Source organism: Zoogloea sp., assembly GCF_041904905.1.
GTDB lineage: Bacteria > Pseudomonadota > Gammaproteobacteria > Burkholderiales > Rhodocyclaceae > Zoogloea.
In genome coordinates this window covers 18,042-40,296 of sequence record NZ_JAYRMI010000003.1, presented here as the reverse complement: position 1 = coordinate 40,296, position 22,255 = coordinate 18,042, and the positions used below count along the sequence as shown (strand labels likewise).

The 22,255-nt window shown below is 63.1% G+C and carries 22 protein-coding genes and 2 tRNA genes; 21 read left to right on the top strand and 3 right to left on the bottom strand.

Annotated features, from left to right (window positions below; all coding sequences use genetic code 11):
- Window positions 1-62: 62 nt before the first annotated feature.
- Window positions 63-1,661: a malate synthase A gene (aceB, locus tag ACE3N6_RS01585; RefSeq protein ID WP_374243403.1), complete on the bottom strand. Its 1,599-nt coding sequence runs from the start codon at window positions 1,659-1,661 to the stop codon at window positions 63-65.
- Between the two features lie 75 nt (window positions 1,662-1,736).
- The gene (locus ACE3N6_RS01580; RefSeq protein WP_374243402.1) at window positions 1,737-2,444 is read right to left on the bottom strand and encodes a haloacid dehalogenase type II; all 708 of its coding nucleotides are present in this window, start codon (window positions 2,442-2,444) and stop codon (window positions 1,737-1,739) included.
- A 110-nt stretch (window positions 2,445-2,554) separates the two neighbouring features.
- Here ACE3N6_RS01580 and ACE3N6_RS01575 point away from each other — a divergent pair, with 110 nt between their 5' ends.
- On the top strand, window positions 2,555-3,460 hold the full coding sequence (locus ACE3N6_RS01575) for a LysR family transcriptional regulator (protein WP_374243401.1): 906 nt from the start codon (window positions 2,555-2,557) through the stop codon (window positions 3,458-3,460).
- Here the strand turns inward: ACE3N6_RS01575 and ACE3N6_RS01570 are convergent.
- The gene (locus tag ACE3N6_RS01570; RefSeq protein ID WP_374243400.1) at window positions 3,442-4,080 is read right to left on the bottom strand and encodes a hypothetical protein; all 639 of its coding nucleotides are present in this window, start codon (window positions 4,078-4,080) and stop codon (window positions 3,442-3,444) included. The two genes, ACE3N6_RS01575 and ACE3N6_RS01570, sit on opposite strands and share 19 nt — an antisense overlap.
- A gap of 169 nt (window positions 4,081-4,249) precedes the next feature.
- Between ACE3N6_RS01570 and ACE3N6_RS01565 the strand changes: the two genes are divergently transcribed.
- The 20 genes from ACE3N6_RS01565 (at window position 4,250) to ACE3N6_RS01470 (ending at window position 22,248) form a co-directional block, all read left to right on the top strand.
- Window positions 4,250-4,678, top strand: coding sequence for a type IV pilin protein (locus tag ACE3N6_RS01565; RefSeq protein ID WP_374243399.1), 429 nt, complete (start codon window positions 4,250-4,252; stop codon window positions 4,676-4,678).
- Entirely contained in the window at window positions 4,669-5,286 is a 618-nt protein-coding gene (locus tag ACE3N6_RS01560) for a Tfp pilus assembly protein FimT/FimU (protein ID WP_374243398.1), read from the top strand. The genes ACE3N6_RS01565 and ACE3N6_RS01560 overlap by 10 nt, the downstream gene beginning before the upstream one ends.
- A 14-nt stretch (window positions 5,287-5,300) precedes the next feature.
- Window positions 5,301-5,735: a prepilin-type N-terminal cleavage/methylation domain-containing protein gene (locus tag ACE3N6_RS01555; protein WP_374243397.1), complete on the top strand. Its 435-nt coding sequence runs from the start codon at window positions 5,301-5,303 to the stop codon at window positions 5,733-5,735.
- Between the two features lie 8 nt (window positions 5,736-5,743).
- Window positions 5,744-6,979: a PilW family protein gene (locus ACE3N6_RS01550; protein WP_374243396.1), complete on the top strand. Its 1,236-nt coding sequence runs from the start codon at window positions 5,744-5,746 to the stop codon at window positions 6,977-6,979.
- Between the two features lie 65 nt (window positions 6,980-7,044).
- Window positions 7,045-7,644 carry a hypothetical protein gene (locus ACE3N6_RS01545; RefSeq protein WP_374243395.1) on the top strand — a complete coding sequence of 200 codons (600 nt, stop codon included), beginning with the start codon at window positions 7,045-7,047 and terminating at the stop codon, window positions 7,642-7,644.
- A gap of 28 nt (window positions 7,645-7,672) precedes the next feature.
- The gene (locus tag ACE3N6_RS01540) at window positions 7,673-11,485 is read left to right on the top strand and encodes a pilus assembly protein (RefSeq protein WP_374243394.1); all 3,813 of its coding nucleotides are present in this window, start codon (window positions 7,673-7,675) and stop codon (window positions 11,483-11,485) included.
- A 55-nt stretch (window positions 11,486-11,540) separates the two neighbouring features.
- Window positions 11,541-11,616, top strand: a tRNA-Thr gene (locus tag ACE3N6_RS01535).
- 188 nt (window positions 11,617-11,804) lie between these two features.
- Window positions 11,805-12,575, top strand: coding sequence for a dihydropteroate synthase (folP, locus tag ACE3N6_RS01530; protein ID WP_374243486.1), 771 nt, complete (start codon window positions 11,805-11,807; stop codon window positions 12,573-12,575).
- 58 nt (window positions 12,576-12,633) lie between these two features.
- The gene (gene glmM / locus ACE3N6_RS01525; protein WP_374243393.1) at window positions 12,634-13,986 is read left to right on the top strand and encodes a phosphoglucosamine mutase; all 1,353 of its coding nucleotides are present in this window, start codon (window positions 12,634-12,636) and stop codon (window positions 13,984-13,986) included.
- Between the two features lie 138 nt (window positions 13,987-14,124).
- Entirely contained in the window at window positions 14,125-15,174 is a 1,050-nt protein-coding gene (pstS, locus tag ACE3N6_RS01520) for a phosphate ABC transporter substrate-binding protein PstS (RefSeq protein WP_374243485.1), read from the top strand.
- Between the two features lie 206 nt (window positions 15,175-15,380).
- Entirely contained in the window at window positions 15,381-16,316 is a 936-nt protein-coding gene (pstC, locus tag ACE3N6_RS01515; RefSeq protein WP_374243392.1) for a phosphate ABC transporter permease subunit PstC, read from the top strand.
- The gene (gene pstA, locus ACE3N6_RS01510; RefSeq protein ID WP_374243391.1) at window positions 16,316-17,161 is read left to right on the top strand and encodes a phosphate ABC transporter permease PstA; all 846 of its coding nucleotides are present in this window, start codon (window positions 16,316-16,318) and stop codon (window positions 17,159-17,161) included. Before pstC ends, pstA begins: the two co-directional genes overlap by 1 nt.
- Before the next feature lie 40 nt (window positions 17,162-17,201).
- A complete protein-coding gene (pstB, locus tag ACE3N6_RS01505; protein ID WP_374243484.1) occupies window positions 17,202-18,008 on the top strand; it encodes a phosphate ABC transporter ATP-binding protein PstB in 807 nt (268 codons plus the stop codon).
- A 113-nt stretch (window positions 18,009-18,121) separates the two neighbouring features.
- On the top strand, window positions 18,122-18,874 hold the full coding sequence (tpiA, locus tag ACE3N6_RS01500; RefSeq protein WP_374243483.1) for a triose-phosphate isomerase: 753 nt from the start codon (window positions 18,122-18,124) through the stop codon (window positions 18,872-18,874).
- Window positions 18,875-18,893: 19 nt separating this feature from the next.
- The gene (gene secG / locus ACE3N6_RS01495; RefSeq protein ID WP_374243390.1) at window positions 18,894-19,256 is read left to right on the top strand and encodes a preprotein translocase subunit SecG; all 363 of its coding nucleotides are present in this window, start codon (window positions 18,894-18,896) and stop codon (window positions 19,254-19,256) included.
- 62 nt (window positions 19,257-19,318) lie between these two features.
- Window positions 19,319-19,403, top strand: a tRNA-Leu gene (locus ACE3N6_RS01490).
- 82 nt (window positions 19,404-19,485) lie between these two features.
- The gene (locus tag ACE3N6_RS01485) at window positions 19,486-19,860 is read left to right on the top strand and encodes an NADH-quinone oxidoreductase subunit A (protein ID WP_374243389.1); all 375 of its coding nucleotides are present in this window, start codon (window positions 19,486-19,488) and stop codon (window positions 19,858-19,860) included.
- 50 nt (window positions 19,861-19,910) lie between these two features.
- Entirely contained in the window at window positions 19,911-20,387 is a 477-nt protein-coding gene (locus ACE3N6_RS01480) for an NADH-quinone oxidoreductase subunit B family protein (RefSeq protein ID WP_153160325.1), read from the top strand.
- A 12-nt stretch (window positions 20,388-20,399) separates the two neighbouring features.
- Window positions 20,400-21,002: an NADH-quinone oxidoreductase subunit C gene (locus ACE3N6_RS01475; protein WP_374243388.1), complete on the top strand. Its 603-nt coding sequence runs from the start codon at window positions 20,400-20,402 to the stop codon at window positions 21,000-21,002.
- A complete protein-coding gene (locus ACE3N6_RS01470; RefSeq protein ID WP_374243387.1) occupies window positions 20,995-22,248 on the top strand; it encodes an NADH-quinone oxidoreductase subunit D in 1,254 nt (417 codons plus the stop codon). Before ACE3N6_RS01475 ends, ACE3N6_RS01470 begins: the two co-directional genes overlap by 8 nt.
- Window positions 22,249-22,255 lie beyond the last annotated feature (7 nt).

Genomic DNA, 22,255 nt, shown 5'->3' with positions numbered 1-22,255 from the left:
GAAAAAACGGCGCCGGGTTGCCCCGACGCCGCGCGCTGCGTGGCGGAACTGCTGCCCGGCGCTTATTCCATCGCTTCGTACAGCGGCAGGGTCAGGAACTCCGGGTACTCCGGGGTCAGGGACATCTTGTCGAAGATCGCCGCGGCCTGATCGTAGCTGGCGGTGTCTTCGCCCTGGGCGGTCACGGTGGCCTTCACCTTGGCGAGTTCCTCGGCGATCATCGGGCGGACCATCTCGACGGTGACCTTGCGGCCGTCGTCCAGGACGCCCTTGGGCGACACCACCCACTGCCAGACTTGCGAGCGGGAGATCTCGGCGGTGGCCGCGTCTTCCATCAGGTTGTGGATGGGCACGCAGCCGTTACCGGCCAGCCAGCTGCCCAGGTAGTGGATGCCGACGTTGATGTTGTTGCGCAGGCCGGCTTCGGTGATCGGGGTGGTGGGGCGGAAGTCCAGCCACTGCTCGGGGCCGAACTTGCCTTCGACCTGCTTTTCCCACTGGTTCGGCTTGTCGCCCAGGACCTTGACGAACTCTTCCATGGCGATGGAGACGAGGCCCGGGTGAGCCACCCAGCCGCCGTCGAAGCCGTCGTTGGCGTCGCGGGTCTTGTCGTGGCGGATGCCGGCGAGGGCCTTTTCGTTGGCTTCCGGGTCGCCCTTGATGGGGATCAGGGCCGACATGCCGCCCATCGCCGGGGCGCCGCGCTTGTGGCAGGCCTGCACCAGGGCCAGGGCGTAGCCGCGCATGAAGGGCACTTCCATGGTGATGGCGCCGCGCTGGGCCAGGCAGAAATCCTTGTTCTTCTTGAACTTCTTGATGCACGAGAAGATGTAGTCCCAGCGGCCGGCGTTGAGGCCGGCGGAGTGGTTGCGCAGCTCGTACAGGATTTCTTCCATCTCGAAGGTGGCGAGGATGGTCTCGACCAGCACGGTGGCCTTGATGGTGCCCTGGGGCACGCCGCAGTGATCCTGGGCCATCACGAAGATGTCGTTCCACAGGCGGGCTTCCAGGTGGCTTTCCATCTTCGGCAGGTAGTAGAACGGGCCAGCGCCGCGGGCGATCTGCTCCTTGGCGTTGTGGAAGAAGACCAGGGCGAAGTCGAAGATGCCGCCGGAGACGCGCTGACCGTCAACCAGCACGTGCTTCTCGTCCAGGTGCCAGCCGCGGGGGCGGATCTGCAGGGTGGCGACCTTGTCGTTGAGCTTGTATTCCTTGCCGGCTTCGTTCTTGAACGACAGCTCGCGGCGGATGGCCTTGTAGAGGTTGATCTGGCCCTGGATCTGGTTTTCCCACTTCGGGCTGTTGGAGTCCTCGAAGTCGGTCATGTAGGAGTCGGCGCCGGAGTTGAAGGCGTTGATGATCATCTTGGCCTCGACCGGGCCGGTGATCTCCACGCGGCGGCATTCGAGGGCCTTGGGCAGCGGGGCAACCTTCCAGTCGCCTTCGCGGATGTGCTTGGTTTCCGGCAGGAAGTCGGGCATCTCGCCGGCGTCGATGCGGGCCTGGCGTTCGACGCGGGCCTTCAGGAGTTCCTGGCGACGGGGCTCGAAGGCGCGGTGCAGCTTGGCGACGAATTCGAGGGCTTCCGGGGTGAGGATGGATTCGTAGCCCGGGAGGATCGGGGCGTTGATCTGCATGCCGGCGGGGAGGGTGAGGCTCATGGTGGCTCCTGATGGTGAAGGTTGAAGTGCGTTAAGAATAGGTCTCGATACGGGGCATGGCGCGTCGGTCGGCGCTCATCGGCGGGGCCGCCCTTCGACGAAGGCCAGCATGTCGTCCATGCTGCGGCCGCTGGCGGTGGGGGCGACGTCGAGGGCTTCGAGGGGCTGGCCGCTCCGGTTGATCCAGAAGGTGGTGTAGCCGTACCAGGTGGCGCCCGCGGCGTCCCAGCCGTTGGCGCTGACGAACAGGACGCGCTCTGCGGGGCAGCCGAAGGCGGCCGGGCCGAGGGCGTAGGCGTCGGCGTGGGGCTTGTAGCGCTGCACGGTGTCCACCGACAGCACGTGATCGAACAGGCCGTGCATGCCCGCGCTCTTGATGGCGACGGCGAGCATCTCGGGCGTGCCGTTGGAGAGAATCGCGGTGGGGATGCCGGCCTTCTTGAGCGCGCGCAGCACGCCGAGGTTCTCGGGGAAGGGCGACAGGCAGGCGTACTGGTTCATGAGCTGGGTGCGCCGGGGGGCGTCCAGTTCGAGGCCCAGCCGGGCCGCGGCGCAGGTGAGGCCGTCCTGGGTGATCTCCCAGAAGGGCTTGTAGCGGCCCGAGAGGGTGCGGATGAAGCTGTACTCGATCTGCTTCTGGCGCCACAGGTCGGCAAGCTGGCTGCCCCGTCCGGGGTAGAGCTGCTCCGCCAGCAGGCCCACCGAGTAGACGTCGAACAGCGTGCCGAAGGCATCGAAGGCGACGGCCTGGATTCGGGAGGCGGATTGGGCGGGCTGGGCCATGACGGGGGCGGACGCGGATCGATTTTGTTGCAATGCCGCGAAGTTTATTCAATGATTAAAGAAAAAAGAAGCCATAATAAAATCAAATGATTTTTTACTTATAGTATGAAATGAACAGCTTCAAGGAAATCACCGCCTTTGTCGGCGTGGCCACCCGCGGCAGCTTGTCGGCCGCGGCGAGGGCCGAGGGCGTGACCCCGGCAATGATGGGCCGGCGCATCGACGCCCTGGAGGAGCGGCTGGGGGTGAAGCTGCTGGTGCGCTCGACCCGGCGCCTCAGTCTCACCTTTGAAGGCAGCGCGTTTCTGGAGGATTGCCAGCGCATCCTGAACGACCTCGCCAATGCCGAGGCGTCGGTGAGCCTGGGCGGGGTGAAGGCCAGCGGGCACATCAAGGTGTCGGCGCCGGCGGGCTTCGGGCGGCGGCATGTGGCGCCGCTGGTGCGGGATTTCCTGTCGGCCAACCCGGAAGTGACCTGCAGCCTCGACCTATCCGATCGCCTCGTCGATCTGGTGAATGAAGGCGTGGATTGCTCGATCCGCATCGGCGAGCTGACCGATTCGAGCCTGGTGTCGGTGCGCCTGGCCGACAACCGTCGGGTGGTGGTGGCGAGCCCGGCCTACCTGGCTCGCTGCGGTGCGCCGGCCCGCCCGGAGGAGCTGGTGCAGCACGACTGCCTGTCCCTCGACCCCCAGCGGGGCTGGGTGTTCGCCGATCTGGAGGCGCCCGGGCAGGTGCGCACCATCAAGGTGTCCGGGCGCTTCGAGTGCAACGACGGCACCGTGCTGCACGACTGGGCGTTGGGCGGCATCGGGCTGGCTTGGCGGTCGATGTGGGAGGTGGAGCGGGATCTGGCCGAGGGGCGGCTGGTGTCGGTGCTCGACAACTACGCCGCGCCGCCCACCGGGATCTACGCGGTGTTCCCCCAGAACCGCCGGCTGCCGCTGCGGGTGCGGCTGCTGATCGACCACCTGCGCGGCTACTTCGCCCGGCCGGATTACTGGCGCGGGGCCTGAGCGTCGGCGCGGGCCGGGTCGCCCAGCTCGAACTCGAGCTTGAGCTTGCTGCGCACCGGGCGGCCGAGGAGTTCGGCCGGCTGGAAGCGCCACTGCCGCACGATCTCGGCGTAGGCGTTGGCGGCCGGGCAGAGGGCTGGCTCGCAGCGTGGCACCACCAGATCGACGACGCCATCCGCGCCGATCGCCAGTTCGAGCCGGAACACGCCGTCGGGGGCGCCGGGCAGGGGCGGCCAGACGTCCGGCGGGACTTCGGTGACCAGCTCGGGCTCCCGGGCGAGGCCGGCGAGAGGGAGGTAGTCGGCGGGGATTTCGGGGGGCGCGTCGGCCGGGGAAGGGGCGGGCGAAGCGTCGGGGCTGGGCGGCGTGGCCGGTTCGGCTGGCGCCGGGCTGGGGAGGGCGGGAGCGGGCGTCGGCGCTGCCGGGGTGGCCCGGGGAGGCGCGGTGGGCTGGCTCGCCGCCCGGGGTGGGTTGGCGAGCCGGGCGGTGAGGGGTGCGGGGGCTCTGGCGCCACCGCCGTCGGGGCGAGTGAGGAGGCCCACCAGGGCCGCGTGGGCGAGCGCCGAGAGGAGCAGGGCGAGGCCCAGGCGCCGACGCGGCGAGAGGGCCGGCGGAGGCATGGAGGTGGGCACCGGCGGACGGAAACGGAGACTTCGGAAGGCGACGGGTGCACGATAGCCCATCGTTTCCGGGGGCCGCTGCCGCCTGTCGGGCTTGGCTTCCCGCTGGTCGAACCGCGCTCGCCTTACGCGAAAGCCGATGGCATCGTAGGCTGAAAGGAGATGTGGAATGAAAAAGCAGCGTGGCTTGACACTCATCGAACTGATGATTGTGGCGGTGGTGGCGGGCATCCTCGCCATGATCGCCGTGCCCTCGTATACCGGCCACATCGCCCAGAGCAGGATCGCCGAGGTGACCGGGGCGCTGGCGGAGGGCAAGGTCCGGATGGAGCAGACCTTCAACTCCATGCGCAGCTATTACATCGACGGCTCGAGCTGCCCGGATCTGTCCGGGCTGTTCAAGGACACCGCCTTCGGCATTACCGTGGAGTGCTCGGACAGCAGCTTCACCCTGACCGCCAAGGGCACCAGCGGCAAGACGATGGACGGTTATACCTACACCATCAACCAGTCCGGCGAGAAGACTTCCAAGACGCCCTCCGTCGGCGCCGCCCAGCCGTGCTGGCTGAAATCCAAGAGCCAGACCTCATGCTCATGATGCAACGTGGCGGCCAGCGGGGCACCACGCTCCTCGAACTCATCATCACCGTCGCCATCGTCGGAATCCTGATGGCGGTCGGTGTGCCCCAGCTGGGCGACTGGGTGCGGCGCAATTCGGTCGCGTCCGCTGCGGAGATCGTCCAGAACGGCCTGCGCCAGGCGGAAGCCGAGGCGATCCGCCGCAACCAGCGGGTCGAGTTCCTGCTGACCAACGATGATCCGAGCAAGGAGAAGATCAAGGCCCTGAGCGCGGCGATCAACGGCAGCAACTGGGCGTCGCGGGTGCTGGGGGCGGATTTCACGCCGCTCTCCGACGTCTCGATGGCCTACGTGAACGCCTTCCGGATGAAGGACGTGTCGTCCGACGTGGCCCTTGAGGGGCCGGCCAATCTGGTGTTCACCGGCACCGGTCGGGTGCTCGACATCAAGGGTGCGGCGGTTTCCGAGTACATGGTGTTCCGGGTGACCCGGCCGGGCGCCGATCGGGTGATGTGCGTCTTCGTCACCCCGGGCGGCGGCGTGCGGACATGCGACCCGGCGATCAGCGCCGGCAAGCCCTTCGCGTGCATGCCGCTGGTGTCGACCGACAAGTGTCCGAAGCTGTGACGGAGCGATCGATCATGAAGAAGAACAGGGGTCAGGCGGGCTACGTGCTGCTGGAGGTGCTGGTGGCGCTGCTGATCTTCTCCCTCGGCCTGCTCGGGCTGATCGGCTTTCAGGCCGCCTCCGCGAAGATCGCGGCGGACAGCCGCTTTCGCACCGAGGCTGCGATGCTGGCCGACGAGTTGATCGCCAAGATGGCGGCCACCGACATCACCAAGGTCAAATCCGGCTACGCGGTGGGCGGCAGCGAACTCAAGACCTGGGTCGCCAACCGGGTGGTGGGCGGCAGTCGTCTGCCCAGCCCGGTCGTCACCCCGACCTTCTCCACCTCATCCACGTCCCAGACCATGCTGGTCAATGTCCGCATCGAGTGGACCCTGCCCGGCACCACGCTGGACAAAGGCGGGCGGGAGGTGAAGGGCATCTACGAAACCAGGGCGCTGCTTTTCTAGGATTCCTCATGCGCATCAGATTCGTCCCGGGACTGCCGCAACGGCGGCGCCAACTTGGCGTGAGCCTGATCGAGGTGGTGGTCGGTATGGCCATCGGCCTGCTGGCGTCCCTCGTCATCATGCGCTCGTTCTCGAGCAGCGAGACCTTCCGGCGCAACGTCAGCGGTGCGGCGGATACCGTCCAGACCGCGTCCCTGATCGGCGCCCGGCTGGGCATGCTGTTCGAGGAGGCGGGCGCGTCGCTGGTCCAGGGGCGGAACGTGTGGGGCTGCAAGCTGGTGGCCACCCGTGGCAAGACCGCGCTGCTGCCGGCACCGGCTTATCCCGACCCCTTCGGCGGCTTCACCAAGAACGTGCGGGTGATGCCGGTGGGGGTGCTCGACGGGGGCGAGGGGTCGGACATCGCCCTGGTGATCGCCGGCAGTTCGGCGTCGAGCAACCGGGACATGCCCTTCGACAGCGACGGCAGGTCGCTCAATGTGACCAACCCCAACGGGATCGGCATCGCCAACACCGGCGTCGCGGTGGACGATCTCTTCCTGGCGGTGCCCCAGGACGTGGCGGCTGGCCCCGGCGATTGCCAGATCGTCCAGGCAGCATCGGATTTCTCGGGTGGCAAGGCGGTCGCAGATCCGTCCTATGGCCTCAAGGTCATGCCCGCCGAGAGCGCAGTGCTGGCGCCGGCTTCCTACACCAACATCAAGCTCAATATCTCCGCCACCTCCTACGGCTCCCTGGCCTCCATCGCCGACAGCCCGTCGGCTTTTCACCTGGGGCGCGAGGCTGGCCCGACCATGGCGCTCATCACCGTGAATGAGGGCGGCGAGCTGGTCGAGTACGACCTGCTCCAGCGCTCGGGGATGATGCCCTTCGGGGAGAACGTGGTGCTGTTCAAGGTGCGCTACGGGGTGGATAACGGCGTGGGCGGCACGGCCAACGACAACGTGGTCGATGAGTGGATCTCGCCGGGCGAGGCCGGCTGGACCCTGGCCGACCTGATGGACGGCAAGACGGCTACCGAGCAGAAGATCGACCAGATCAAGGCAGTGCGGATCGGCCTGGTGGTGCGCTCGCCCCAGCTCGTGCTGACCGACGCGAAGCTCACCGAGGTGGTGCTCTTCGGCGACCTGAGCAGCAAGCGCAAGGTGACGCGCAAGCTCGAAACGGAAGAGCAGCGTTACGGCTATCAGGTTTACGACTGGGTCATCCCGCTGCGCAACATGAAGTCCACCCCGAAATCCTAGGTACCGTCATGGCTTCCAGTGTTCGCCCCCGCTTTTCGTCACGCCCGAGCCGGTCGCGGGGGACCGTGCTCGCGGTGGTGCTCGTCGTGCTCGTCGTGATGATGCTCGGCGGCGTCTCCACGCTCCGCTCGATCGACACCTCGTCGATCCTGTCGGGCAACCTCGCCTTCAAGCGCGATTCGGTCAACCGCACCAGCGTTGGCATGAACGCGGCGTTCAAGGCCATGCAACTACCCGATTTCGTCAGCGACAAGTACGCCAACTGCGTGCCCACCACGCCCGACTGCGCCGACGCGGTGGGCAAGTGGGTGGCGATGAACTACTCCCCCCGCCTGCTCGAGACCGACGGCAACGGCATCCCGCTCATCCTGAAGGACAAGACCACCTTCGACGCCAAGTTCTCGACGATCAAGCCCAACAAGACCGACGGCACGCTGGAGGGCGGTAACGAGACCCGTTTCATCATCGAGCGGATGTGCTCCGACTACGGCCCCTCCGACGAGAAGAAGTGCTCGGTCTCCGACCGGTACGAACGGGGTGGCTCCTACCGTCAGGACAAGCGCGGCTCCATTTCCCTTCCGCTTTATCGGATCACCATTCGTAGCGACGGTGTGCGCAATACGCAGACCTACATCCAGGCTACGGTCACCACTCGCGTCAAGTAACCCGGAAACGTCGAGAAGGATGTTGCAAATGAGTATTTTTTCGACTTTCGTCAGGCGCAGCGGCCTGTCCCGAGTGCTGGCTGCCGCGGCGCTGGTGTTTGGCGTCACGGGGCCGGCAGGGGCCGCAACCACGCCCCTGGCCGATCAACCCATTCTGGTGTCGGACGTGCCCGCCAACGTGCTGCTCACCATGTCGGTGGAGTTCCCCACCGCCATGAGCCGGGCGTTCAAGGACGGTTTCAACGGCTCGGCCTCGGTGCCTTATCTGGGCTACTTCGACCCGTACAAGTGTTACGAGTACACCGGCGGGAGTGACGGTTATTTCAGGCCGCTCGGCAAGGCCGGGACCAACTACACCTGTTCGGGGGCGTGGAGCGGCCACTTCCTCAACTGGGCCACGATGCAGGGCGCCGACATCTTCCGGTGGGCGCTCACCGGCGGCAACCGCAGTACCGACACGCCCCGCTCCTTCACGGACGGCGGTTCGGCCCAGACCATCCTCGAGCGGGCGTTCGCTGCGGCTCAGGGCTACTTCTTCTACCAGTTTCCGGACAAATACATCCTCGCCCGGGACATCGCCAGCTACACCAACCCGTCCGACTACGGCGTGACGGGGGCGATCGGCTCGGACACCCTGCTGTTCATCCGCAACGGCGGCCTGGGTTTCCAGTTCGGCTTGAAGCTGGGCGGGCTGGACGATAGTTGCACCGGCTGCAAGTTCCTCAACGTGCGGGTCGAGGTCTGCCGGGATCCGGACGGTACCGGCACCCTGCTCGAAGGAAACTGCAAGAAGTACCAGAACGCGGCGGGCACCAAGACCTTCTACAAGCCGGTCGGCCTGATCCAGCAGTACAAGGACAAGATGTACTTCGGGGCCTTCGGCTATCTGCTCCTGAACGACAACAACAACTACGACGCCGACGGCACGCCCAACATCTACAAGGACGGGGGCGTGCTGCGGGCGATGGTGCAGAGCGTGGAGCCGGAGATCACCGAAACCGGCGCCTTCGTCACCGACCCCTACAACATGCTCGCGGAGCAGGGCGTGACCTACAGCGGGACGATCAACTACCTCAACAAGTTCGGCCAGAAATCCAGGTCGTACAAGCTGTGGGATCCGGTGAGCGAGCTCTACGCCGAGGCGATCAAGTACTTCAAGAACCTCAAGCCGACCAAGTCGTATGTCTCCGGCGTGAACGCGGCGAATCGCGACGACTTTCCGGTGTTCACAACCTGGAACGATCCGGCTACCGACGCCAAGTACCCGAAGAAGGGCCCGCTGTCGTGCAAGAAGAACTACATCGTCGGCATCGGTGACACCAACAGCAACTTCGACTTCAACCTCTCGGGTTCGCCCTATGGCTACCCGGCGGATGCCGATTCCAACATGGGCTCCCTCAAGACGGCGAAAGCCTGGACGGACGAGGTCGGCGCCCTGGAAGGCATGCCCGGCCTGAGCGGCAGGACCATCTACAACGGCAGCTACTACATCGCCGGCCTGGCCTACTACGCTCATTCGAGCGATCTGCGCACCGACATCGACGGCATCCAGACCGTGGACACCTACTGGATGGACGTGATGGAGGTGGGCTACATCTCCAAGAATCAATACTGGCTGGCCACCAAGTACGGCGGTTACAAGAAGCCGACCAAGACCACGCCGCCCGGCCCCTTCGACGCCTCGAAGGACACCTGGGTGGACAGGACCACTGCCGGCACCCCCATCCGCAGCCGCGACGGCGACCCCCTGCCCAACAACTACTTCACCGCCGATAGCCCGGACGCCATGGTGGCGGGCCTGCGCAGCGCGTTTCAGAGTATCGCCTCGGGTTCGGGCTCCGGGGCGGGGGCGGCCTTGTCGAGTTCGCAGGTGAGTGCGACGAGCGGCGGGGCCAACACTTTCCAGGGCTCGTACGACGCCGCGTCCTGGTCGGGGGACATCGTGGCCTCCAAGGTCAACAAGATCTCGACCGACGACTCCCTCGACGTGACCACCCTTTGGCGCGCCGCGGCCAAGGTGGACGCCCAGGGCAGTGCCGGGCGCAAGATCGTGACGATGGTGCCATCCGACTCCGCCATGAAGGCCCCGACACCTGCCGACCTGAAGGCCAAGCCCTTCCTGTGGCGGAACCTGTCGGATGTCCAGAAGCTCAACCTCAGCAAGACCTCCGCCGCGCCGGCCGGCGACCCCGCCGACGGCGAGCGCATCCTGAACTACCTGCGCGGCGACCGCACCTATGAATCCACCACCGCGGTAAGCAACCTGTACCGTCAGCGCGCCTCGCTGCTGGGTGACATCGTCGATTCCAAGGTGGTCTACCTGGGCAAACCCAGCGCCAGTTACGCCGAGTCCTACAACCCCGGCTACACCCGCTTCAAGTCCGACCAGGCATCCCGCAAGCCCCTGATCTTCGTGGGTGCAAACGACGGCATGCTGCACGCCTTCGACGCCTCGGAAGGGGCGAGCGGGGGGCAGGAGGTCTTCGCGGTGGTGCCGTATTCGGTCTACGAAGGCCCGGATCTGAACCCCGAAGTGAGCGGTCTGCAGGCCCTTGCGCGCAAGAACTATTCGCACCGCTACTACATGAACGCCACCCCGGAGATCCGCGACGTGGATTTCGCCCGCACGGGCGCCCGTCTCGACTCCTTCGGCCCTGCCGCGGAGGCCGACTGGCGCACCATTCTCGTTGCCGGTCAGGGCAAGGGCGGGCGTAGCTTCATTGCCATGGATGTGACGAACATCACCGATACGCTCACCGAAGAAGAGATCGCCGGCCGGGTGCTGTGGGAGTTCACCCACCCCGACATGGGCTTCAGCTTCGGTCGCCCGCTCATTGCCAAGACCCTCCGCTGGGGCTGGGTGGTCATCCTCACCGGCGGCTACAACAACATCGGCGGAACCAAGCCGGGGCAGGGCGTGCTGTTCATCCTCAACGCCAAGACCGGCGAGCTGCTCGGGTCATCGCCGGTCTATACCGGGCCCGAATCCGGCAGTGCATCCTCGCCGTCCGGCTTCGCGCAGATCGAGGGCTACACGCCCAGCTACCAGGAGTACATCCTCGACTACGTTTATGGCGGCGACCTCCACGGTAACCTCTGGCGTTTCGACTTCAGCAACGCGTCGGACGATCTCCCGCCGGTCACCAAGATTGCATCCTTCAGCACCGGCGGTTCCGGCCAGCCCATCACCACTGCGCCGAAGATCGAATACTCTGCCGACGACCTGAAGCGTTACGTGTTTGTGGGTACCGGGCGCTTGCTGGCTCCCGAGGACCAGGGCAGCACCCAGCAGCAGACCATGTACGCGGTGCGCGACGGCACCAAGACCCGCGCCTTCGGTAACAAGTCTTATCAGGTTCCGTTCCCGAGCGGTGGGTTCTTCCCGGTCACGCGGAGCAATCTCGTCGCAGTCTCGAACCTCATCGAGGGGGCCAAGCTCGACAGCGCCAAGCCGATGGGCTGGTACTACGACCTCACCGGTTCCAATGGCGGTGTCTCCGAGCGCATCATCCTGAGCCTGCAGGCCAACGACGGCGTGGTGACGTGGGTGGGCTCGATCATGAACGACGACCCCTGCAATGCCACAGGTAACGCAATCGTCTATGCGGTGAGCTATGGCACCGGCCAGAGCGTGCTGTACAAGCTGGAAAGCGGCCTTTACAAGCAGGTGGAGATGACCGACCCCATTCTGGGCGGCCTGGCCGATACCTCGCTGGTCCGGGTCGGATCGAGCATCCGCGTGCTCGGCACCGACGTGAAGGGCAAGTCCAGCATCTACGGCAACACGGTGTCGGAGGCGGGCGAGCCCCGTGTGGTGAACTGGCGCATCATCCGCGAATAACAGCCGCCGCGGGCTTGAAGCAGGGAGGGCGCTCCCGTATAATCCGCGGCTCGCTGCTGCTGTAGCTCAGTCGGTAGAGCAACTGATTCGTAATCAGTAGGTCACCAGTTCGATTCCGGTCAGCAGCACCAAAGAAGTCGTAAAAAGGCCAACCCTTCGGGGTTGGCCTTTTTGTTTTTGGGGTATCGCGGGTAGTGCAGCCTGGATCGGTGAGGTAATCTGTCTGGCTATCAACCCGGAACCTGTGTCGCCCGTGAACTCCTCTGCCTCCGTGCTGCAGTGCGGCCGCTTTCAGATCGATCTGGCGCAGCCGAAGATCATGGCCATCGTCAATGTCACCACCGATTCGTTTTCGGGCGATGGTAATCCGGCGCTCGACGCTGCCCTGCGTGCGGCCGAGCGCGCCATCGACGAAGGCGCCGACATTCTCGATATCGGTGGCGAGTCGTCGCGTCCGGGGGCCGCGCCGGTATCGCCGCAGGAGGAACTGGATCGGGTCATCCCGGTGCTTGAGGCGCTGGCGGGGCTGGGGGTTGCGCTGTCCGTCGATACGGTCAAGCCGGTTGTGATGCGTGAAGCCATCCGCGCTGGCGCCGATCTTATCAACGATATTGCCGGCTTTCGCGTGCCGGGCGCCATCGACGCGGTGTGCGACGCGCCGGTCGCCCTGTGCGTCATGCACATGCAAGGCGACCCGGTTACGATGCAGCGCGCCCCGAGTTACGGAGATGTGGTCGGCGAGGTCGGCGCGTTTCTCGAATCCCGGGTCCAGGCGCTGCGGGCGCGCGGCGTCGACCGGGCGCGCATCCTGCTCGACCCCGGATTCGGTTTTGGCAAGACCGTGGCGCACAACCTGCAGCTCTTGCGCCATCTCGAGCGCTTTGGCGAAGACGGCTACCCTGTGCTGGTGGGCATGTCGCGCAAGAGCATGCTGGGCGCCATCACCGGACGCGACGTGAGTGAGCGGGTCGTCGCTGGCGCAGCGGCGGCGTTGGTGGCGGTTCAGCGGGGCGCGAGGGTCGTCCGCACCCATGACGTCGGGGCGACGCGTGATGTTTTGCGCTTGTGGAACGCACTTGAGGCAGACTGAAGCCGCCGCTTGCGGCAAAATGCCATTTTGATGAAAGCAGTGACTGTGAGAGGGGAAGATGTCTAGACGGTATTTCGGAACGGATGGTGTGCGCGGTCTCGTCGGCGAATCGCCGATCACGCCCGATTTTGCAATGCGCCTTGGCTACGCGGCCGGCAAGACCCTGGTGGCCCGCGAGCACCTGCGGCCCGGCGAGCACCCGGCCGTTATCATCGGCAAGGACACGCGGATCTCGGGTTACATGCTTGAATCCGCCCTCGAAGCCGGTTTCTCCGCTGCCGGTGTGGATGTGTACCTCGCGGGCCCGCTGCCCACGCCGGCCATCGCCTACCTCACCCGCGCCTTGCGCCTGCAGGTCGGCGTGGTGATCTCCGCTTCCCACAATCCGTTCGAGGATAACGGGATCAAGTTCTTCTCCGCCGCCGGCACCAAGCTGCCGGATTCGGTCGAACTCGAGATCGAGGCACGACTCGACGAGCCGATGGGCTGCGAGCCCTCGGCCCGGCTGGGCAAGGCCCAGCGCATCGACGATGCGCGCGGTCGCTACGTGGAGTTCTGCAAGAACACCTTCCCGAACGAACTCGACCTGCGTGGCTTGAAGATCGCGCTCGATTGCGCCCACGGTGCGGCCTACATGGTGGCGCCCAAGGTGTTCCACGAACTCGGCGCGGAGCTCGTGCTCGTCGGCGCCGAACCTAACGGAATGAACATCAACGACAAGGTCGGGGCCACCGCGCCTCAGGCCCTCCGCGAAGCCGTGCTGCGCAGCGGTGCCGATCTGGGCATTGCGCTCGATGGCGACGGCGACCGGATCGTGATGGTGGACGGCAAGGGCAACATCTACGACGGCGACAAGCTGCTCTACGTGATCGCCAAGGCCGGCAAGGCCGAAGGGCTGGCGAATGGGGTGGTCGGCACCCTGATGAGCAACCTGGGCTTCGAGCACGCGGTGGGCCGGCTGGGCCTGCCGTTCGCCCGCGCCAAGGTGGGCGACCGCTACGTGCTCGAGATGATGCACGAGAACGGCTGGAAGCTGGGCGGCGAGAACTCCGGCCACATCATCTGCCTGGATCGTCACTCCACCGGCGACGGCATCATCGCCGGCCTGCAGGTGCTGGCGGCGCTGCGCAAGCTCAATGTCACCCTCGACGAGATGTGCGCCGATCTGGTGTTCTATCCGCAGAAGCTCGTCAACGTGCCGATCCGCGCCGGGTTTGCCTGGGCCGCCAGCGCAGCGATCGGCGAGGCGGTGAAGGCCGCGACCGCCGAGCTGGCCGACCGGGGGCGGGTGCTGTTGCGTCCGTCCGGCACCGAGCCGCTGCTGCGGGTGATGGTCGAAGGGGAGGATGCGGAGCAGGTCGACCGGATTGCCCATGGCTTGGCCGAGGTCGTGAGGGCTGCCGCGGCCTGATGTTGCTGCAGTGCGATATGTAACAAATCTGAAATTTTCAGTTCGTAGAATGGAACCCGATGCCAAGCTGTCCCCGACAGCAGGCGTCGGGTTTGTTTTTGGGCTGTACTGCCGGATATCCCTGCAGTGCCCGCAACGATGGAGAATTTCATGCAAGGTTTCATTCGCGCCTGTTCGTTTGTTGTTGCCCTTGGCGGCGCCGCTGTCGTGCAGGCCGCTGATATCACCGGTGCAGGGGCTACTTTCCCGTACCCGATCTACTCCAAGTGGGCCGAGGTTTACAAGGCGAAGACCAGCGTCGGTCTGAACTATCAGTCCATCGGTTCTGGCGGTGGCATCAAGCAGATCAAGGCCAAGACGGTCGATTTCGGCGCCTCCGACATGCCACTGAAGGCCGAAGACCTGGAGAAGGACGGCTTGGTGCAGTTCCCGGCAATCATCGGCGGTGTGGTGCCGGTGGTGAATCTGGACGGCGTTGCGCCGGGCCAGATGAAGATGACCGGCCAGATGCTCGGTGACATCTTCCTGGGCAAGATCAAGAAGTGGAACGACCCGGCCATCGCCGCCCTGAATGCCGGCGTGAAGCTGCCGGACGAGAACATCACCGTGGTGCGCCGTGCCGACGGGTCGGGCACCACCTTCCTGTTCACCAACTATCTTTCGAAGGTGAACGTCGAGTGGAAGGACAAGGTTGGCGCCGGCTCCGCGGTGCAGTGGCCGGAAGGCGTGGGCGGCAAGGGTAACGAAGGCGTTGCTTCCTACGTCCAGCGTATCAAGGGCGGCATCGGCTACGTCGAGTACGCCTACGCCAAGAAGAACAAGATGGTTCACGTGGCGCTCAAGAACAAGGCCGGTGAGTTCGTCCAGCCCGACGACACCACCTTCCAGGCGGCCGCTTCCTTTGCCGAATGGAACAAGGTGCCGGGCTTCGGTGAGATCCTCACCGAGCAGCCGGGCAAGACCAGCTGGCCGATCACCGGTGCCAGCTTCGTGCTGATGCACAAGGTGCAGGCCGATCCGGCCAAGGGGCTGGAGGTGCTGAAGTTCTTCGACTGGGCGTTCAAGAACGGTCAGAAGATCGCCGAGGAGCTCGACTACGTGGCCCTGCCGCCGGCCCTCGTCAAGCAGATCGACACGGCTTGGCGCACCTCCCTCAAGGATGGCGCGGGTAACCCGGTCCTGAAGTAAGTCGGTCCGATCCATCGAACGGATGGGTGGGCGGCACGCGCTGCGCCCAGCCATCCGTCTTCGCGCTTTTTCGGTTTAATGAACGGTGAGCCGTCATGTCATCCAATAGCTCTGTACTTGGAAATGCCGCCACGCCGGGCGGAGGCACCCTCGGGTTGCCGGACGTCGGTGTCGGCGAGAAGCTTCCGCCTCCTCCCCGCGATCGCATGCGGGCCCAGCGATTCCAGGACGCGCTGTTCCATCAGGTCACCCGCTTCTTCGCCTTCTCGGTGCTGGCGATCCTCGTCGCCATTCTCGCCTCGCTGCTGTATGGCGCCTGGCCAGCCCTGCGTGAGTTCGGTCCGGGCTTTGTGACCAGCGCGGACTGGAACCCGGTTGCCGACAAGTTCGGTGGGTTGATCTCGGTCTACGGCACGCTCTCGACTTCGTTCATCGCGCTGCTGGTGGCGATTCCGGTGAGTTTCGGCATTGCGGTCTTCCTCACCGAGCTGTGCCCGCCAGCCCTGCGCGGCCCGCTCGGTGTGGCGGTGGAACTGCTCGCCGCGGTGCCGAGCATCATCTACGGCATGTGGGGCCTGTTCGTGTTTGCCCCGCTGTTTGCCGATTACATCCAGCCGCTGCTCACGGCCACGCTCGGGCATCTGCCCCTGATCGGCGGGCTCTTCCAGGGGCCGCAGAACGGCATCGGCATCCTTTCGGCCGGGCTGATCCTGTCGGTAATGGTCATCCCGTTCATCGCGTCGGTGATGCGCGATGTGTTCGAGGTGGTGCCCGGTATCCTCAAGGAGTCGGCCTACGGCCTTGGCGCGACGACCTGGGAAGTGGTCTGGAACATCGTGCTGCCCTACACCCGGGTTGGCGTCATCGGCGGTGTGATGCTCGGTCTCGGTCGCGCCCTCGGCGAGACGATGGCCGTCACTTTCGTGATCGGCAACGCCCACCGGATCAGCCCCTCGCTGTACGAGGCCGGCAACAGCATTGCCTCCACCCTGGCCAACGAGTTCGCCGAGGCGGCCAGCGACCTGCATGTATCGTCGCTCATCGCCCTTGGCCTGATCCTGTTTTTTGTGACCTTCGTCGTGCTGGCGTGCTCCAAGGTACTGCTGATGCGCCTGGGCCGTAGCGAAGGGGAGAAGACCTGATGAGCGCTTCGACTGCCCTCTACCGCAAGCGCGTTCGCACCAACCGGATCGCGCTGGTGCTCTCCACCGGCGCCATGCTGGTCGGGATGAGCTTTCTGGCCTGGATCCTCGCCGTGCTGCTTTACAAAGGCATCGGCGCCCTGAGCCTCTCCTTGTTCACCCAGCCCACCCCGGCGCCGGGGTCGGAAGGTGGCTTGTTCAACGCGATCGTCGGCAGCCTGATGATGGTGGGGGTGTCCACCTTCATCGCCACGCCGGTAGGCATCCTCGCGGGGGTGTATCTGTCGGAGTTCGGCCGCAAGGGCTGGCTCGCGCCGACGACGCGATTCATCAACGACATCCTGCTGTCGGCGCCGTCGATCGTGATCGGCGTGTTCATCTACGCGGTGTACGTTGCGCAAGTGCAGCACTTCTCTGGCTGGGCGGGTTCGCTGGCGCTGGCGCTGATCGCGATCCCGGTCGTCGTCCGGACCACCGAGAACATGCTCAACCTGGTTCCGGCGAGTCTCCGCGAGGCCGCCTCGGCCCTCGGTGCGCCGCGCTGGAAGGTGGTGCTGCATGTGGTGCTTCGCGCCGCGCGCGCCGGGGTGCTCACCGGTGTCCTGCTGGCGGTTGCCCGGGTGAGCGGCGAAACCGCGCCACTACTCTTCACCGCCCTGAACAACCAGTTCACCAACTTCGATCTGAACGGGCCGATGGCCAACCTGCCCGTGGTGATCTTCCAGTTCGCCATGAGCCCCTACGAGAACTGGAACTCCCTGGCGTGGGGTGGGGCGATCCTCATCACCTTTGGCGTGCTGTGCCTGAACATCGTGGTTCGCACCCTGTTCCGCAAGAAGATCTAGGAATACCATCATGCAAACACCTGTAGCGACCAAGCGCGATATGTCCATGTCGGCCCTGCGGAGCGAGCTATCCTCCACCACCGTTCCCACCGCCAACCCCAAGATCCGTATCCGGAACCTCGACTTCTTCTATGGCTCCTTCCAGGGCCTGAAGCACATCGATCTGGACATCCACGAAGGGATGGTGACGGCCTTCATCGGCCCCTCCGGCTGCGGCAAGTCGACGCTGCTGCGCACCCTCAACCGCATGTACGACCTCTATCCGGGGCAACGCGCCACCGGCGAGATCCTGCTCAACGGCACCAACGTCCTCGATGAGAATCAGGACGTGAACGCCCTCCGGGCCAAGGTCGGCATGGTTTTCCAGAAGCCGACCCCGTTCCCCATGTCGATCTACGAGAACATCGCGTTCGGCGTTCGGCTCTACGAGAGCCTGTCTCGCGCCGATATGGACAACCGGGTGGAGTGGGCGCTGCGCAAGGCCGCGCTGTGGGATGAGGTCAAGGACAAGCTCAACCAGAACGGCCTCTCCCTCTCGGGCGGCCAGCAGCAGCGTCTCTGCATCGCCCGTGGCGTCGCCGTGAAGCCCGAGGTGCTGCTGCTCGACGAGCCGACCTCGGCACTTGACCCGATCTCGACCGCGAAGGTCGAGGAACTCGTGCATGAACTCAAGGCCGATTACACGATCGCCATCGTCACCCACAACATGCAGCAGGCCGCACGGGTGTCCGACTACACGGCGTACATGTATCTGGGCGAACTCGTCGAGTTTGGCCTGACGGACGAGATCTTCATCAAGCCCAAGCGCAAGGAGACCGAGGACTACATCACCGGACGCTTCGGCTGAGACGACACGCTCATTCATCTTGTGCGCAGCGGGGCTGGTCATCACCAGCCCCGTTCTTTTGACCCGAAGGCTCCGGCGGGATACAATTAGCCGATTTGGCTTTGGTGTTCAAAGTGCGGAAAAAACTGGTAGTTGGAAACTGGAAGATGAACGGCAGCCTTGCGCGCAACGCCGCTCTTCTTGATGGTCTGGCGACTCGCGGTGCGGTCGAGGGTGTCGATGTGGTCGTTTGCCCGCCGTTCCCTTATCTTCAGCAGGCCTCCGAGGTGTGCAGAGGTTCCTCGCTTGGGGTTGGTGGGCAGAATCTGAGCGTGTTCAAAGAAGGGGCTTACACCGGCGAAGTGAGCGCGTCGATGCTCCTGGATGTCGGATGTGCCTGGGTCATCGTGGGGCACTCCGAGCGGCGCAGTCTGTTCGGAGAGACTGACGATCTGGTGGCAGCCAAGGTTGTGGCTGCGCTCGATGCCGGGTTGTCGCCGATCCTCTGTGTTGGGGAAACCCTCGCACAGCGGGATGCCGGGCAGGCCGAAGCGGTGGTGTGCGAGCAGTTGCGTTGCGTGCTCCAGGCGGTCGGCGTTGATCGGTTTGTCGATGTGGTGGTTGCCTATGAGCCTGTGTGGGCGATTGGTACCGGCAGGACGGCGACGCCCGAGCAGGCTCAGGCAATGCACCGGGAAGTGCGTACCTATCTTGAGCGAAGCGGTGTGGCGGGCGGCAAAGTAAGAATTCTGTACGGCGGAAGCGTTACCGCGTCAGGGGCGCCGCAGTTGTTTTCCGCTCCGGATATCGATGGTGCGCTCGTTGGGGGGGCTTCCCTCGTGGCGGAGAGCTTTTTGTCAATTTGCGCGGCAGCTGCTGCGCATTGAGTGGTTTCTGGAGAAATTTATGGGTGGTGTTGTCTTTTCGATCGTGCTGACCGTTCATGTGCTGGCGGGTCTTGGTGTCATCGGTCTTGTTCTCATGCAGCACGGCAAGGGTGCTGACATGGGTGCAGCCTTCGGGAGTGGCGCTTCCGGAAGTCTGTTTGGTTCCTCGGGTTCGGCGAACTTCTTGAGTCGTACTACTGGTGCGCTTGCTGCCGTCTTCTTTGTCACCAGTCTGGGCTTGAGTTATCTGGCTGGGGCGAAGGCGCCCGCTGCCAAGAGCGTGATGGAAGGTGCGCCGATCTCTGCTCCGGCTACTCCGTCTCAGCAAGCCCCGGAAGTGCCGGCTGGTGATGGTTCCAAAGCTCGAGATATTCCTCGATAAAAATAAGTAATGCTTGGCGGTGCAGGGCGATTGGCTTATAATGCCTGGCAACAAACAGGCTTGCCGACGTGGTGAAATTGGTAGACACGCTATCTTGAGGGGGTAGTGGCGAAAGCCGTATGAGTTCGAGTCTCATCGTCGGCACCATAAATTAAGTGATTCGCCCGCAGTACGCGGGCGTTTGCTTGCAGGCAGCGCTAAACTGCTATTCGGTTGCGGGAGCTAAAACATGTTGGAATCCTATTTTCCAGTCCTTGTCTTCATCCTGTTTGCAGCTGCGTTCGGCTTTATTCCTATTGTGGCAGGCTGGGTTCTCGGTCCTAAAAAGCCCGACGCAGAGAAGCTTTCTCCCTTTGAGTGCGGTTTCGAGCCCTTCGAAGATGCTCGCATCAAGTTCGATGTCCGCTACTACCTCCTGGCTATTCTCTTCATTCTTTTTGACCTGGAAATCGCCTTTTTGTTTCCTTGGGCGACGATTCTTCGGGAAATCGCAGCGAATGAATCAATCCGCCTTTTCGGTTTCTTCGAGATGCTTGTTTTTCTCGGCATTCTCCTGATCGGGTACATCTACGTGTGGAAGAAGGGCGCTCTCGACTGGGAGTGATCGGGGTTGTCTGTCACGCTGCTGCATATATTGTTGGTTAAAGGGCGTCTATGAGCATCGAGGGTGTCTTCAAGGAGGGGTTTGTAACCACCTCGCTTGATACGGTAATCAACTGGACTCGCACAGGTTCGCTGTGGCCTATGACCTTCGGTCTTGCGTGTTGTGCGGTTGAAATGATTCACGCGGGTTGCTCGCGCTACGACTTGGATCGGTTTGGGGTTGTGTTTCGCCCCAGCCCGCGTCAGTCGGATCTGATGATTGTTGCCGGTACGCTGTGCAACAAGATGGCCCCGGCACTGCGCAAAGTTTACGACCAAATGTCTGAGCCACGTTGGGTCATTTCGATGGGCTCTTGCGCCAATGGGGGGGGGTATTATCACTACTCATACTCTGTGGTTCGCGGTTGTGACCGAATTGTACCGGTCGATGTTTATGTGCCTGGGTGTCCCCCTACTGCCGAAGCTTTGTTGTACGGGATTGTTCAGCTTCAGAACAAGATCAAGCGTGAATACACGATCGCATGTTGAGTGCAGACCATCATGACTGAAAAGCTCGAGCTTCTGGCTCAACTGGTGACAGAGAAACTTGGTGAGCGAGCCGTCAGGGTTGTTAATTCCTGTGGCGAGATTACTGTTGTGGTCGCCGCTGCGGATTATCTTTCCGTGGCTCAACTGCTTCGGGATGATTCGGAATTGGGTTTCGAGCAGCTCGTCGATCTTACCGGTGTGGACTACTCCAGTTATGTGGGTAATCTTGACTCCGGGCGTTTCGCGGTAGCAGTACATCTGCTCTCGGTAAAGAACAATAGCCGTCTCAGGTTGCGAACGTTTGCCGAGGACGACTCATTTCCTGTTCTTCCCTCTCTTTGCGATGTTTGGCCTGGTGTCAATTGGTTTGAACGAGAGGCGTTCGATCTTTTCGGAATCCTCTTTTCTGGTCATCCAGATCTGCGGCGCATTCTCACGGATTACGGTTTTGTTGGGTATCCCTTCAGAAAAGATTTTCCGGTCTCTGGTTACGCCGAAATGCGGTACGACCAGGAGTTGGGCCGAGTAGTGTATCAGCCTGTCAGCATCGAACCGCGCGAGAATACGCCGCGCATCGTGCGCGATGATAATTATGGGAATGTCGGTCATGGCTGAGATTCGTAACTACACCATTAACTTTGGACCTCAGCACCCGTCTGCACATGGGGTGCTGCGTTTGGTGCTCGAACTCGATGGTGAGGTTGTTGAGCGCGCGGATCCGCATATCGGTCTCCTTCATCGCGGCACCGAGAAGCTTGCCGAAACCAGAACTTGGATCCAGTCCGTTCCATACATGGATCGTCTCGACTACGTGTCGATGATGTGTAATGAGCACGCCTATTGCATGGCAATCGAGAGGTTGCTTGGTGTCGAAGTTCCTATCAGGGCGCAGTACATTCGTGTGCTCTATGATGAAATCACTCGGATACTGAATCACCTGCTTGCCGTTGGGACGCATGCTCTTGATATCGGCGCGATGACGATGGTGCTGTACACCTTCCGTGAGCGAGAAGATCTCATGGATGCGTACGAAGCGGTTTCTGGTGCTCGAATGCACGCAGCCTACTACAGGCCGGGTGGTGTTTATCGAGATCTTCCGGATCGTATGCCTCAATACGAGGTTTCCAAATGGAAGAGTGCCAAGACCGTCGCAGAACTCAATGAGAATCGACAGGGGTCGCTCCTTGATTTTCTGGAGGATTTCACCAATCGTTTCCCTAGATATGTGGATGAGTACGAAACACTGCTTACCGACAACCGCATCTGGAAGCAGCGGACTGTAGGTATTGGGGTTGTTTCTCCTGAAAAGGCGCTGGCTCTCGGCTTCTCTGGAGTGATGTTGCGTGGCTCCGGTATTGAATGGGATATCCGCAAGAAGCAGCCTTACGAAGTGTACGATAACTTGGAATTTGATATTCCTGTAGGTGTCGAGGGTGACTGCTATGATCGCTATCTCTGTCGGATTGAGGAGATGCGTCAGTCGAACCGAATTGTCAAGCAGTGCATCGACTGGCTTCGCAAGAATCCGGGGCCTGTGATCTCTACAAATCATAAGGTTGCTCCCCCTTCTCGTGAAAAGATGAAGAGCAGCATGGAGGAGTTGATTCACCATTTCAAGCTCTTTACCGAAGGGATGCATGTCCCCGCGGGTGAGGTGTATGCGCCGGTTGAGCATCCGAAGGGTGAGTTTGGTGTATACGCAATTTCAGACGGCGCGAACAAACCTTATCGTTTGAAGTTGCGCTCGCCTGGGTTTGCACATCTTTCTGCGATGGATGAGATGTCTCGCGGGCACATGATTGCTGACGTCGTGGCCATTATCGGAACAATGGATATCGTATTTGGAGACGTGGATCGCTGATAGGTAT

What these genes read in the sequence shown, in the direction of transcription:
- ACE3N6_RS01485 (WP_374243389.1), top strand. Translation starts at nt 19,486, where the DNA reads ATGTTGGAATCCTATTTTCCAGTCCTTGTCTTCATCCTGTTTGCAGCT.
- ACE3N6_RS01560 (WP_374243398.1), top strand. Translation starts at nt 4,669, where the DNA reads ATGCTCATGATGCAACGTGGCGGCCAGCGGGGCACCACGCTCCTCGAA.
- ACE3N6_RS01565 (WP_374243399.1), top strand. Translation starts at nt 4,250, where the DNA reads ATGAAAAAGCAGCGTGGCTTGACACTCATCGAACTGATGATTGTGGCG.
- ACE3N6_RS01470 (WP_374243387.1), top strand. Translation starts at nt 20,995, where the DNA reads ATGGCTGAGATTCGTAACTACACCATTAACTTTGGACCTCAGCACCCG.
- ACE3N6_RS01475 (WP_374243388.1), top strand. Translation starts at nt 20,400, where the DNA reads ATGACTGAAAAGCTCGAGCTTCTGGCTCAACTGGTGACAGAGAAACTT.
- pstS (WP_374243485.1), top strand. Translation starts at nt 14,125, where the DNA reads ATGGAGAATTTCATGCAAGGTTTCATTCGCGCCTGTTCGTTTGTTGTT.
- ACE3N6_RS01480 (WP_153160325.1), top strand. Translation starts at nt 19,911, where the DNA reads ATGAGCATCGAGGGTGTCTTCAAGGAGGGGTTTGTAACCACCTCGCTT.
- secG (WP_374243390.1), top strand. Translation starts at nt 18,894, where the DNA reads ATGGGTGGTGTTGTCTTTTCGATCGTGCTGACCGTTCATGTGCTGGCG.
- ACE3N6_RS01575 (WP_374243401.1), top strand. Translation starts at nt 2,555, where the DNA reads ATGAACAGCTTCAAGGAAATCACCGCCTTTGTCGGCGTGGCCACCCGC.
- aceB (WP_374243403.1), bottom strand. Translation starts at nt 1,661, where the DNA reads ATGAGCCTCACCCTCCCCGCCGGCATGCAGATCAACGCCCCGATCCTC.
- ACE3N6_RS01580 (WP_374243402.1), bottom strand. Translation starts at nt 2,444, where the DNA reads ATGGCCCAGCCCGCCCAATCCGCCTCCCGAATCCAGGCCGTCGCCTTC.
- pstB (WP_374243484.1), top strand. Translation starts at nt 17,202, where the DNA reads ATGTCCATGTCGGCCCTGCGGAGCGAGCTATCCTCCACCACCGTTCCC.
- folP (WP_374243486.1), top strand. Translation starts at nt 11,805, where the DNA reads ATGGCCATCGTCAATGTCACCACCGATTCGTTTTCGGGCGATGGTAAT.
- ACE3N6_RS01570 (WP_374243400.1), bottom strand. Translation starts at nt 4,080, where the DNA reads ATGCCTCCGCCGGCCCTCTCGCCGCGTCGGCGCCTGGGCCTCGCCCTG.
- pstA (WP_374243391.1), top strand. Translation starts at nt 16,316, where the DNA reads ATGAGCGCTTCGACTGCCCTCTACCGCAAGCGCGTTCGCACCAACCGG.
- ACE3N6_RS01555 (WP_374243397.1), top strand. Translation starts at nt 5,301, where the DNA reads ATGAAGAAGAACAGGGGTCAGGCGGGCTACGTGCTGCTGGAGGTGCTG.
- pstC (WP_374243392.1), top strand. Translation starts at nt 15,381, where the DNA reads ATGCGGGCCCAGCGATTCCAGGACGCGCTGTTCCATCAGGTCACCCGC.
- glmM (WP_374243393.1), top strand. Translation starts at nt 12,634, where the DNA reads ATGTCTAGACGGTATTTCGGAACGGATGGTGTGCGCGGTCTCGTCGGC.
- ACE3N6_RS01540 (WP_374243394.1), top strand. Translation starts at nt 7,673, where the DNA reads ATGAGTATTTTTTCGACTTTCGTCAGGCGCAGCGGCCTGTCCCGAGTG.
- ACE3N6_RS01550 (WP_374243396.1), top strand. Translation starts at nt 5,744, where the DNA reads ATGCGCATCAGATTCGTCCCGGGACTGCCGCAACGGCGGCGCCAACTT.